The organism is Streptomyces sp. NBC_00154, from assembly GCF_026342835.1.
Taxonomy (GTDB): domain Bacteria; phylum Actinomycetota; class Actinomycetes; order Streptomycetales; family Streptomycetaceae; genus Streptomyces.
In genome coordinates this window covers 4,045,793-4,058,054 of the sequence record NZ_JAPEMI010000001.1, presented here as the reverse complement: position 1 = coordinate 4,058,054, position 12,262 = coordinate 4,045,793, and the positions used below count along the sequence as shown (strand labels likewise).

The 12,262-nt window shown below is 68.7% G+C and carries 8 protein-coding genes; 5 read left to right on the top strand and 3 right to left on the bottom strand.

All coding sequences use genetic code 11. From position 1 onward, the window contains the following. Positions 1–225 precede the first annotated feature (225 nt). From OHA03_RS18200 to OHA03_RS18180, 5 genes are all read left to right on the top strand, one after another. Positions 226–1,584, top strand: a complete 1,359-nt coding sequence (locus OHA03_RS18200) for an ABC transporter substrate-binding protein (protein WP_267004884.1) — start codon at positions 226–228, stop codon at positions 1,582–1,584. Positions 1,585–1,588: 4 nt separating this feature from the next. After that, positions 1,589–2,974: a carbohydrate ABC transporter permease gene (locus OHA03_RS18195; protein WP_267004883.1), complete on the top strand. Its 1,386-nt coding sequence runs from the start codon at positions 1,589–1,591 to the stop codon at positions 2,972–2,974. Between the two features lie 97 nt (positions 2,975–3,071). After that, positions 3,072–3,995, top strand: coding sequence for a carbohydrate ABC transporter permease (locus OHA03_RS18190; RefSeq protein ID WP_267004882.1), 924 nt, complete (start codon positions 3,072–3,074; stop codon positions 3,993–3,995). A gap of 191 nt (positions 3,996–4,186) precedes the next feature. Further along, on the top strand, positions 4,187–6,484 hold the full coding sequence (locus OHA03_RS18185) for a bifunctional glycosyltransferase family 2 protein/CDP-glycerol:glycerophosphate glycerophosphotransferase (protein WP_267004881.1): 2,298 nt from the start codon (positions 4,187–4,189) through the stop codon (positions 6,482–6,484). A gap of 84 nt (positions 6,485–6,568) precedes the next feature. Further along, positions 6,569–8,746: a bifunctional glycosyltransferase family 2 protein/CDP-glycerol:glycerophosphate glycerophosphotransferase gene (locus tag OHA03_RS18180; RefSeq protein WP_267004880.1), complete on the top strand. Its 2,178-nt coding sequence runs from the start codon at positions 6,569–6,571 to the stop codon at positions 8,744–8,746. Positions 8,747–8,815: 69 nt separating this feature from the next. On the opposite strand, the gene OHA03_RS18175 is transcribed toward OHA03_RS18180, so the two are convergent. From OHA03_RS18175 to OHA03_RS18165, 3 genes are all read right to left on the bottom strand, one after another. Continuing rightward, complete coding sequence (locus OHA03_RS18175) at positions 8,816–9,190, bottom strand: EamA family transporter (RefSeq protein WP_267004879.1); 375 nt, start codon at positions 9,188–9,190, stop codon at positions 8,816–8,818. 79 nt (positions 9,191–9,269) lie between these two features. Beyond that, positions 9,270–10,787: a bifunctional glycosyltransferase/class I SAM-dependent methyltransferase gene (locus OHA03_RS18170; protein ID WP_267004878.1), complete on the bottom strand. Its 1,518-nt coding sequence runs from the start codon at positions 10,785–10,787 to the stop codon at positions 9,270–9,272. A gap of 30 nt (positions 10,788–10,817) precedes the next feature. Beyond that, positions 10,818–12,059 carry a glycosyltransferase family 39 protein gene (locus OHA03_RS18165; protein ID WP_267004877.1) on the bottom strand — a complete coding sequence of 414 codons (1,242 nt, stop codon included), beginning with the start codon at positions 12,057–12,059 and terminating at the stop codon, positions 10,818–10,820. Between the last annotated feature and the right edge of the window lie 203 nt (positions 12,060–12,262).

Below are 12,262 nucleotides of genomic sequence, written 5' to 3'. Positions count from 1 at the left end.
TGCGTATTTCGCTATTTCGTCATTTCGTCCTGGATCACCGGACGGGCTGGGACATCGGGCCCGTCCGGTGACCGAACACGACTGACCTCACGTCACGAGCCCATCACGATCGACAAGTTGACACCGAAAGCGGTATTGCGGCGCCCGTGCACCCGGCGTAGGACTGTGCGCACACGAGCAGACACTCACACGTACAGGCAGGCGCACAGGAGAGACGGGGCACGGATGCGCACAACGCTTCGGATTCGCAGGGCCGCCATGGTGTTCACAGCCATCGGCGCACTGGCCCTCACCGGCTGCGGTGACGACGGAAAGGGAAAGGCGGGCGGAGGTTCCAGCAGCTCCGAGAAAACGCCTTCGGGTGTCTCACTGCCCAAGCTGGACGGCGAGAAGATCTCGGTCGCGGCGGTCTGGACCGGCCCCGAGCAGGCCAACTTCGTCAAGGTTCTCAAGGAGTTCGAGAAGCGCACGGGCGCCACGGTCACCTTCGTCCCTGCGCAGGACCCGATCGTCAACTTCCTCGGTACGAAGATCGCGGGCGGTCAGCCGCCGGACGTTGCGATGATCCCGCAGGTCGGCGCGATCAAGCAGGCCGTGGAGAAGAAGTGGGCCAAGCCGGTGGGCGCCGACGCCAAGGCCCAGCTGGACAAGAACTACTCGAAGGTCTGGCAGGACCTCGGCGCGGTGGACGGCACCCAGTACGGCGTCTACTTCAAGGCCGCCAACAAGTCCCTGATCTGGTACAACAGCAAGGCCTTCGAGAACGCGGGGGCGAGCGAGCCGAAGACCTGGAAGGACTTCATGGCGACCGCCGAGACGGTCTCCGCCTCGGGTGTCACCCCGGTCTCGGTCGGCGGGGCGGACGGCTGGACCCTCACCGACTGGTTCGAGAACATCTACCTCTCCCAGGCGGGCCCGGAGAAGTACGACCAGCTGGCCCAGCACAAGATCAAGTGGACCGACCCGTCCGTCAAGGACGCGCTGACCACGCTCGCCGAGCTCTTCGGCAAGCCGTCCCTGATCGCGGGCGGCGCAGACGGTGCGCTGCAGACGGAGTTCCCGGCCTCGGTCACCCAGACGTTCACCGGCGGTGACCAGCCCAAGGGCGCCATGGTCTTCGAGGGCGACTTCGTGGGTATCAACATCGCGCAGACCAAGGCGAAGATCGGTACGGACGCCAAGGTGTTCCCGTTCCCGGCGGTCGGCGCCGAGTCCCCCGTGGTGACGGGCGGCGACGCGGCGGTGGCCCTGAAGGACAGCAAGGGCGCCCAGGCCCTGCTGACCTGGCTGGCCTCGACGGACGCGGCGAAGATCTGGGCCGAGCAGGGCGGGTTCATCTCGCCGAACAAGGCCTTGGACACCGCCGCGTATCCGAACGAGGTGCAGCGCACCATGGCGAAGGCGCTGATCGCCGCCGGTGACGCCGTCCGGTTCGACATGTCCGACCAGGCCCCGCAGTCGTTCGGCGGGACGCCCGGGAAGGGCGAGTGGAAGACCCTCCAGGACTTCCTGAAGAACCCGAAGGACATCGCGGGGACCCAGGCGAAACTGGAGTCCGACGCGGCCAAGGCGTACAAGAGCTGACGGGATGACGACAGCGACAGCGGGGGGCGCCGACGCGGTGCCCCCCGCCGACAAGCGTCCCCCTGAGCGCTCCGGGCGCCCTGGGCAGCCGCGCCCCCGCAGGAGCGTGACCGGCACCCGCAGGATCGTCGCGACGGCGTTCCTGCTGCCCGCGCTGGTGCTGCTCGGCGCGCTCGTGCTCTATCCGATCGGCTACTCCGTCTACCGGTCGTTCTTCGACCAGTCGGGTACGGGCTTCGCCGGTGTCGACAACTACAAGGCGCTGTTCACGGACGACACCATCCGTACAGCGGTCAAGAACAACGCGATCTGGGTCGTCTTCGCGCCGACGATCTCCACCGCGCTCGGGCTGATCTTCGCGGTGCTCACCGAGCGGATCCGCTGGGGTACGGCGTTCAAGCTAATCGTCTTCATGCCGATGGCGATCTCGATGCTGGCCGCGGGCATCATCTTCCGGCTGGTGTACGACCAGGCCCCGGAGCGTGGGGTCGCCAACGCCGTATGGGTGGGTGTGCACGACACGTTCGCCGAGTCGGCCGGCTATCCGAAGGCGCACCCGCTGCCCGTCCATCCGCTCAAGGCGGGCGGCGGCGGATCGTTCGTCACCAAGGTGCCGGTACGGGCCGGCGAAACGGTCCAGTTGCCACTGGTCGGTGTGGCGCCCGCGAAGATGCCGACCGATGCGAAGCCGGCGAAGGCGGCCACCGCGCCGTCCGGGAAGGTCGCCGGTACCGCATGGCTGGACTTCACCAAGGGCGGTGGCGGCAAACCCAATGTCATCGACACCAAGGAGCTCGGTCTCAAGGGGCTCGAGGTCGAGGCGGTCAAGAACGGCAAGGTGGTCGCCTCGGCGAAGGCCGCCGCGGACGGTACGTTCACCCTGCCCGCCTCGGCCGACGGCGCCCTGCTCCGGCTCCCCGCATCGAACTTCAAGGAGCCGTACAACGGGGTCGACTGGCTCGGCCCCACCCTGGTGACGCCCGGGATCATCGGCAGTTACGTCTGGATGTGGGCGGGCTTCGCGATGGTGCTGATCGCGGCCGGACTCGCGGGCCTGCCGCGTGAACTCCTCGAGGCGGCCCGGGTGGACGGTGCCAACGAGTGGCAGGTGTTCCGCCGGATCACCGTGCCGATGCTCGCGCCCGTGCTCGCGGTCGTGCTGGTCACGCTGATGATCAACGTCCTGAAGATCTTCGACCTGGTCTTCATCATCGCCCCGGGCTCCTCCCAGGACGACGCGAACGTCCTGGCCCTCCAGCTGTACCGGTCCTCGTTCGGAACGGATGCGGACCTCGGGATCGGCAGCGCCATCGCCGTACTCCTGCTGTTGCTGGTGATCCCGGTGATGATCTTCAATATCCGCCGGATGCGGAGGGAGAGGCGCCGATGACCACTCCGTCGATCACGGCCACCTCCGGCCGGAGGTCCGGGGGTTGTCCCCCGGAAGAGCACGGCAATATCCGCCGGATACGGAAGGAGGGGCGCCGATGACAACCCCGTCGACGACGGCCGCGGCCACCCGCACGACCCCGGCCTCCGGCAGCGAAGCGGCGCGGGCGAAGCAGTCCCTCGGTTCACGGATCGCGGCCCGCGCCGGCGGCGGCGTGATGCGGGTCTTCCTCATCCTGGTGGGCCTGTTCTGGCTGATGCCGACCATCGGACTACTGCTCTCCTCACTGCGCAGCGGCGAGGAGATCGCGGCTACCGGCTGGTGGAAGGTCTTCACCGCCCCGTCCCAGCTCACCTTCGACAACTACTCCCGGCTGCTGGACAATTCGACCATCACCCACTCCCTCCTGAGTACGGTGATGATCACCGTCCCGGCGACGGTCCTGGTCGTGGTGTTCGGCTCGCTGGCCGGGTACGCCTTCGCCTGGATGGACTTTCCCGGCCGCGACTGGTGGTTCCTGCTGGTCGTCGGGTTGTTGGTGGTCCCGGTGCAGGTCGCTCTCATCCCGGTGTCCAAGCTCTTCGGCGAGATCGGGATCTTCGAGACCACCTTCGGTGTGATCCTCTTCCACACGGCGTTCGGCCTGCCCTTCGCGATCTTCCTGCTGAGGAACTTCTTCGCGGAGATCCCGCGCGAACTCCTGGAGGCGGCCCGGCTCGACGGGGCGGGCGAGATCCGGCTCTTCACCAGGGTCGTGATGCCGCTGGGCGGTCCGGCGATCGCCTCGCTCGGGATCTTCCAGTTCCTCTGGGTGTGGAACGACATGCTGGTCGCGCTGATCTTCGCGGACTCCGACTCGCCCCCGATCACCGTGGCCCTGCAGCAGCAGGTACGGCAGTTCGGCAACAACATCGATGTGCTGGCGCCCGGTGCCTTCGTGTCGATGGTGATTCCACTTGCTGTGTTCTTCGCCTTCCAGCGCCAGTTCGTCTCCGGCGTGATGGCGGGCGCGGTCAAGTAGCAGCGCCACACAGAAATCCATCAGCTGTACGTCGACCGGATGTACGTCAACATGGGGCGTGTCCCGTTACTCCGAACGGGCACGCCCCACCTGGCACTTCGCGCGAATGCCACGTTTCGGCGTAACCATCGCGCCCCATCGGCCGTTTGCGGACCACCCGCCCGCACCAGCGAACGACCCATGGATGTGTTGTGCCCAGGTTCAGTGTCATCGTGCCCGCGTACCGGGTTCAGGCGTATCTGCACGAGAGCCTGGACTCGGTGCTGAGCCAGTCCTACGCGGACTTCGAGATCATCGCGGTGGATGACTGCTCCCCCGATGCCTGCGGCACCATCATCGACGGGTTCGCCGCCCGCGACAGCCGGGTGCGGGCCCTGCACCTGCCGGAGAACGTGGGCCTCGGCCTCGCCCGTAACGCCGGGATCGCACAGGCCACCGGCGACTACCTGATCTTCCTGGACAGTGACGACACCCTCGCCCCCGGCGCCCTGCGGACCATCGCCGACCGGATCGCGCGGACCGGGGAGCCGGACGTCCTCGTCTACGACTACGCCCGTACGTACTGGACGGGCGAGAGCGTGCGCAACGCCTTCGCCGGGTATCTCGCCGAGACTGGTCCCGCGACCTTCACCCTTGCCGGCCGACCCGGTCTGCTGAAAGTCCTCATGGTCGTCTGGAACAAGGCGTACCGCCGCGAGTTCGTCGAGGCCGAGGGGTTCACCTTCCCGCCCGGCTACTACGAGGACACCCCGTGGACCTACCCGGTGCTGATGGCCGCCGGTTCGATCGCCGTCCTCGACGAGGTGTGCGTCCACTACCGGCAGCGGCGCCAGGGCAACATCCTGTCCACCACCAGCCGCAAGCACTTCGACATCTTCGACCAGTACGACCGGGTCTTCGCGTTCATCGACGCCCACCCCCGGCTCGCGAACTGGCGGCCGGTGATCTACCGCCGGATGCTCGACCACTTCTCGACGATCTTCACCACCCCCGGCAGGCTGCCGCGCGGCAGCCGCGGCGAGTTCTTCCGCCGCGCCCGCACCCACTGCGGCCGCTACCGCGTCCCCGGCGCCCCCGCGCAACGCCGCGCCCGGCTGCGCCACGGACTGATCCGGCTGGGCGCGCACCGCACGTACCGCGCCCTGTGGACCGCACGGCTGTTGCGGGGGCGGCTGCGCCGGATCGCCGGGGCCGCACGACGGGTGGTGCGAGCCGGCGTGCTCCAGGCGTACTACCGCGTGCAGCTCCGGCTGCCCGTGCGTGCGGACCGGGCGGTGTTCGCTGCGTACTGGCACCGCGGCTACGCCTGCAGCCCGGCGGCGATCGAGGAGAAGGCCCGCGAACTGGTGCCCGGGCTGCACACGTCATGGATCTGCCGCGCCGAGGACGAGCACACCGTCCCCACCGGAATCCGCCGGCTCACACCGGGAACGTACCGCTACTGGCAGGCACTGGCCCGCTCCAAGTACCTCGTGAACAACGTCAACTTCGACCGGCGACTGGTCAAGCGGCGCGGCCAGGTGCTGCTCCAGACCCATCACGGCACCCCGTTGAAGACGATGGGCCTGGACCTTCAGGACCGTCCCGCGGCGGCCGGCACGATGGACTTCGAGCAGCTGCTCGCCAACGTCGACAAGTGGGACTTCTCGCTCTCCGCGAACCGGCACTCCACCCTCGTGTGGGAGAGGGCCTACCCGTCGGGGTCCGCCGGCTTGGAGACCTTGGAGTACGGCTGTCCGCGCAACGACCACCTGCGGCGGGCCACCGCCACCGATGTGGCGCGGTTTCGCGAGTCGATCGGCATCCCCGAGGGTGCCACCGCCCTGCTGTACGCCCCCACCCACCGCGACTACCGGCGCACCCAGCACCTCGGCCTCGACCTGGAGCGGGTGGTCAGGGCGCTCGGCCCCGACTTCGTGATCCTGACCCGCGCGCACTACTCGTACGAGGCTCCGCTGGTCCGCGGCACGCACCCGCGGATCATCGACGTCAGCGACCATCCCTCGGTCGAGGCGGTCGCGCTCGCCTCCGACGCACTGGTCACCGACTACTCGTCGCTGATGTTCGACTACGCCAATCTGGACCGGCCCATCGTCATCCACAACAGTGACCGGGAGGCGTACGAGGCGGCCCGCGGCACCTATTTCGATCTGCGCTCCTGCCCACCGGGTGCGATCGCCCACAGCGAGGACGAGCTGCTGGACATCTTCGCCACGGGCCATTGGCGCGGCTCCCGCTCCGCGCAGCTGCGGGCGGCGTTCCGGGCGCGGTTCTGCCCGTACGACGACGGGCACGCGGCGGAGCGGGTGGTGCGCCGGGTGTTCCTGGGCGACACGACCGTGCAGGTGCCCGCGGCGTCCGCGGTGTCCCTGGCGGAGCGACAGCCGGGGCCCGCGCCGGTCCCGGCGTCCGTCCCCGTACCGGCTCTGCTGAGCGGGACCTCGCCGGGACGCAGTCCGTCAACCGGACCTGACCGCCCGACCGCCTGACTTACCGGCCTTCCGACTTCCTGTTGTCCCCCGTCTCCCCCGCTGTCTGCGCCCACGGGTGCCAGTGACCCAGAAAGAGCGTGTATGCCCCGGCTGAGTGTCATCATCCCCGTCCGTCGCGCCCGAGGACATCTGCGCGAGTGCCTGGAGTCGGTGCTCTCGCAGTCGTTCACGGATATCGAAGTGATCGGCGTCGACGACGGGGCGCCGGACGGTTCGGGCCTGCTGCTGGACGAGTTCGCCGCCCGGGACGATCGGGTGCAGGCCATCCACCTCCCGGCGGGCGAGGGCGTGGGTCCCGCCGGGCGGCGCAACGCCGGGGCCGAGCGGGCCGTCGGGAACCATCTGCTCTTCCTGGAGGGGAACTTCGTCCTGCTGCCGGGTGCGCTGCAGGCCGTCGCCGACGCGCTGGACGGGGCGGGCGACCCGGAACTGCTGCTGTTCGGCCATCACAAGCGATCGTTCCGCGGCAGGCCGCGGCCGACCCGGTCGCTGGAGTTGCTGCACGAACTGCCCGCGGGTCCCCTCACCCTCGCCGACCACCCCGAACTCCTCGACATCGCACAGGTCTCCTGGAACCGGGCCGTACGCCGCACCCTCCACGAGTCCGAGAAGCTGGCCTTCGGCCCTGGACAGCACGGCGAGCGGATGTACGCGCTCCAGACGCTGGCCGCCGCCGAATCCGTCGCCGTCCTGCCGGTCCCCTGCGTCGAGCACCGCCAGCAGCGCTATCTGCCGGACCTCGCCGACGAGCAGGAGCCGACCGACGGCACGACACCGCTCCAGCTCGTCGAGGCGTACGCGGGGCTGATGACGTTCCTCCGGGACCGGCCGGCCCTGCATCCGCTGCGGGCGCTGCTCTTCGAGCGGGCCGCCCAGGAACTCCTGGCCGGATACCCGTCGGTGGAGCGGCGGCGCAGGCGGTACGTGCGGTCCGTGGCGGCGTTCCACCGTACGCACCGGCCCAAGGGGCACCGGTTCCCGGGCGGCGCCAGGGGGCTGCGGCCACGGCTGATCGGTGGCGGCCGGTTCGCCGCACTCGGCGTCCTCGACACCGTCCTCACCCTGCGCCGGAGGATGCGCTCCGTACCCACCGCACTCCGGGCGCATGCGAAGCGCACGCTGTCCGCGCGCTACTACTGGTGGCAGCGCAGGCGTCCGCTGGACCGCGGGCTCGCCGTCTACGCCGCGTACTGGAACCGCGGAGTCAGCTGCAACCCGGAGGCGATCTTCCGCAAGGCCCAGGAGCTGGCCCCGCAGGTGCGCGGGGTGTGGGTGGTCTCGAAGAACCAGGTGGACACGGTGCCGCCCGGCATCGACCACGTGGTACCGGGGACCCGCCGCTACTGGGCGATGCTGGCCCGTGCCACGTACTTCATCAACAACGTCAACTTCCCCGACCACCTGGTCAAACGCCCCGGTCAGGTCCATGTGATGACCCACCACGGCACCCCGCTGAAGATCATGGGCCTGGACCAGCAGGAGTATCCGGCGGCGGCGCAGGGGCTGAACTTCGACCGGCTGCTGCAGCGCGTCGACCGGTGGGACTGGAGCATCTCCGCCAACCCGCACTCCACGGAGGTGTGGGCCCGCGCCTACCCGAGTGCCGCGCGGTCGCTCGAAACGGGCTACCCGCGCAATGACGTCTTCACCGCGGCGACGGCCGGGCAGATCTCCGAGATCCGGGCCGGGCTGGGCATCCGCCCCGGTCAGCGGAGCGTGCTGTACGCGCCGACGCACCGCGACTACGAGGCGTCGTTCACCAGCAGGCTCGATCTGGAGCGGCTCGCCGAAGCGCTTGGCCCCGACACCGTGATCATGGTCCGGGCGCACTACTTCTACGACGAGGCGGGGCTGCCGGACCGTCCGTCGATCCTCGATGTCTGCGACCATCCGCGGATCGAGGAGCTGTGCCTGGCGGCCGACGCGCTGGTGACGGACTACTCGTCGGTGATGTTCGACTATGCCGCGCTGGACCGGCCCATCGTGGTACACGCCCCGGACTGGGAGACGTACCGCACGGTGCGCGGGGTCTGCTTCGACCTGCTGTCCGGGGAGCCGGGAGACACCCCGGGGGCCGTCTCCAAGAGCACGGAGGAGCTGGCCCGGATCTTCCTCGACGGCAGCTGGAACAGCCCGGAGAACGAGGCCCTGCGGGCCGCGTTCCGGGCGAGGTTCTGTCCGTACGACGACGGGCGGGCGGCGGAGCGGGTGGTTCGGGCGGTGCTGCTGGGGGAAGAAGGGGCACCCGGCGGGCGTTAGTCCTCAATCGCCGGACGGGCTTGTTCCTGCCGCCCGGCGATTGACGCGCACCCGTTCCCGGGATGCGCCTCAGCGTTGCTGGCCCGCCATGACCGTGACGAGGCCGACGACCACGAGCACCGAGCCGCCCCAGGTCCACATCGAGGTCCGCTCGTGCAGCACCGTCGATCCGGCCAGCACGATCAGCAGGTAGCCGAGCGCGTTGAACGGGTACGCGATGCTCAGCGGCACCTTGGCCAGCGTCGCCATCCAGGCGAGCGCGGACACCGCGAAGACGAGGAGCCCGAGGACGACCCACGGGCTGGTCGCCGCGCGCATCGCCAGGGATCCGCCGTCACGCCCGGCAGCCTCCGCGGCGCCCTTCATCCCGTGCTTGAGCATGATCTGGCCGCCCGCCGACGCGAACACGGCGAACAGCAGCAGCGTCAGACTGGGCAGGGTCAAGGTCTTGCTCCTGACGGGGGCGGCGGGCACCGGCTCGGGGGCGCGTGCGGAATGGGGCACGGAGGCGGCGGTGGCCGTCTCAGACTCCGACCCGGCCGGCAGGGACGTACTGTCGGTTGAGGATGTCCTGTACATCGACGTGCTCTCCAGCGATGATCGTCTCGGCCGCATGCGGGGTCAGCAGTGCGACGTGCTGATAGCCGAACAGCGTCGGCCGGATCCTGGTCAGCAGCTTCGACAGGCCGCCGAGGATCGTGGCGAGCGGTCCGCGACCGCCGAGCAGCGACCAGAACGGCGCCCCGGTGGACGCGATGTCGAGGACGTCGTAGCCGGCGTTCCGGACAGTGCGGCGCAGGCTGGCCCGGGTGAAGAAGCGCAGATGTGTCTCGTCGAGGATGCCGCGCCGGTCGTAGTCGAAGACTCCGAGCGCCACCCGCAGCCGTGAGTACCAGTGGCTGAAGTTCGGTACGGACAGCAGCACATGGCCGCCGGGCCGGAGCACGGTCGCGGCCTCGGAGAGGACGCGTTCGGGGCGGGAGAGGTGCTCGATGACATCGCCGGCGACCACATAGTCGAAATCGGTGCCGATCTCGTCGGGCAGCCCCTCCTCCAGGTCGGCGAGGTGGAAGTGCGTGCACTTCTCGCGGACGCCCGGGACCTCGATGTAGTCGACGCCGGTCACTTCGTGGCCGAGCGCCTCCAGGCGTTGCGCGAACAGGCCGCCGGAGCAGCCGAGATCGAGGACGCGGCCGGGCGGCAGTTCTCGCATCTTCTCCAGGATGACGGCGTGCGAGGAGCCGTCGCCCTCCTTGAAGGCGTACTCGACGGGCTTGGGGATCCAGGCGCAGGTGCCGAACCCCTTGATGGCGAGGCGGTATTCGAGGACGTCCTTGACGACGTCCTTCGCGTACTTCAGGCCGTTGACGTAACAGATCTCGTCGCCGTAGTACGTCGGCACGGGGATCTCCTTGATCCGCATCCCTTCGTTGAGCAGCTGGACGATGATCTGGGTGTCGAAGTCGAACGCGTCGGTGTTCCGGGCGATGGGCAGTTTCTTGAGCGCCGCGACGCTGTAGGCGCGGTAGCCGGAGTGGAATTCGGTGAGCTTCGAGCCGAGGAGCCTGTTCTCCAGGCGGGTGAGAATGCGATTGCCGAGCCACTTGTACATCGGCATGCCGCCCTTGAGGGCGCTGCCGGACTTCATCATCCGCGAACCGAACACGGCTTCGCATTCGCCGCGCTCGATCGGCGCGACCATATCGGGCAGCAGTTCGGGGGCGTACTGTCCGTCGCCGTGCAGCAGCACGATGATGTCCAGTCCGTGTTCGGCGGCCAGCGCGTATCCGGCCTTCTGGTTTCCGCCGTATCCGAGATTCTTGGTGTGCCGCATCACGACGGTCCGAGGCATTCCCTCCGCCAGCGACCAGCGGCATCCTGCGGTGAAGGTCGCATCATGGCTCGCGTCGTCGAGAATGAGGATCTCGGAGACCCGGGACCGGAAATCCTCCGGAATCCGGTCGAGGGTCTTCTCCAGCGTCGTCTCGGCGTTGTACGCGACCACCAGGATGCCGATCCTGGGGCTCGTGCTTTCCTTCACGGGAGATTCTCCAGTTGTGCTCGGGTGTGGTCAGTTGACGGCGGAACCGAACGGATGCGAGGTGCGGGGCGCAGTGGCCGATGCCGGTTCGGCGGGGGACGACGGGGGGCCGTCCTGCGGGGCGGCGAGGATCCGGCGGACGCCGCTGACCAGACAGATCGCGAGCACGAACCAGCCGGCGGTGCCCAGTTGCAGCACCGTTTCGCTCCAGCGCACGGCGGAGCGTCCCTGGTAGCCGAGGATGGCCGTCCAGCCGAGCAGGCAGCTGTACGCGGCCCCTTCCCAGAACCCGATGACGAACATCGCGGCAGCTGCCCAGGTCAGGTACTGCAGGCCGGACGCGGTGGAGAGCAGCAGCAGAAGGCCCATCGTCACGGCGACGGCACCGGGCAGCTGCGCGGGCCGCACCCGGGCCAGCCAGACACCGACGGCCACACAGATCAGCACGAAGAGGAAGTGGCCCTCGCCGCGGATGAAGGCGATGAAGGACTCCGGCAGGCCGAGCACATCGGCGAACCGAACGAGGCCCCAGAGGCGGTAGGAGCCCCCCGTGTACTCCAGGACGTTCTCGTTGAGGTTCTCCGGCACGGTCACCAGCACGGGTCCCCAGACGAGCGCGACCAGCGCGGTGAACCCCGCGGTGAAACGGACGAACACCGGCCGGCCGGCCCGCAGCGCGACGACGAACAGCGCCGGGATCACCACGACCGGGACGAACTTGACACTGATCGACAGCGCGGCGGCCACCCCGGCGGCCAGCGGCGACCTCCGGTCGGCCAGCAGATACGCGGCGGCGAGGGCGAAAGCGACGGCAACCGCGTCGGTGTTGCCGTGGTAGCCCGAGGTGGCGATCAGCAAGGGGCTGAGGGCCACGCCGATCCCGCAGGCGACCGCGGTACGCAGACTGCGACGCCGCCGGACAATTTCGAACACGATGAGTGTGCAGAAGAAGTCGGCGATCGAAGCAGGTGACCGGATCAGCGTCCCGAACGGAATTCCGAGTTCGGCGAGTTCATTCAGCCCGAGGAGCATCCAGCCGGCCAGCGGCGGATGATTGTAGACGGGCAGGCCCGGCAGCGGCTGCTCGTAGATGCGAACGGGGCCGTAAACGGAGACGGCCTTGGCGAAACCTTGGAAAATACGCACGTCGGCGGGGCCCGGTGTGTTCGCCGCGATCAGCATTCTGACGAGCAGCCCTATGGCCGCGACGACGAGCACGACAGCTCTTGCCCGTCGCACGTTCCAGGCGTCGCACCACGTTCGGATACCCATGAAAACGAACGTAGCAACCCGCAGCCGCTATCCAGCGCACCGATCAACATACTTAAGCGAACGAGTGAATCGCTCCCCGCCCATCTGCACGTACACCGGACGGCGCGAATCACTCGAACGGTTCATGTATCCCCTATTGCACGGGCGCTTCTTACGCGTTCACCGCCGCTTCACCCGGGAGTCCGGTTCCGGTCCCGCACGGG

What these genes read in the sequence shown, in the direction of transcription:
- OHA03_RS18200 (WP_267004884.1), top strand. Translation starts at nt 226, where the DNA reads ATGCGCACAACGCTTCGGATTCGCAGGGCCGCCATGGTGTTCACAGCC.
- OHA03_RS18195 (WP_267004883.1), top strand. Translation starts at nt 1,589, where the DNA reads ATGACGACAGCGACAGCGGGGGGCGCCGACGCGGTGCCCCCCGCCGAC.
- OHA03_RS18190 (WP_267004882.1), top strand. Translation starts at nt 3,072, where the DNA reads ATGACAACCCCGTCGACGACGGCCGCGGCCACCCGCACGACCCCGGCC.
- OHA03_RS18180 (WP_267004880.1), top strand. Translation starts at nt 6,569, where the DNA reads ATGCCCCGGCTGAGTGTCATCATCCCCGTCCGTCGCGCCCGAGGACAT.
- OHA03_RS18165 (WP_267004877.1), bottom strand. Translation starts at nt 12,059, where the DNA reads ATGGGTATCCGAACGTGGTGCGACGCCTGGAACGTGCGACGGGCAAGA.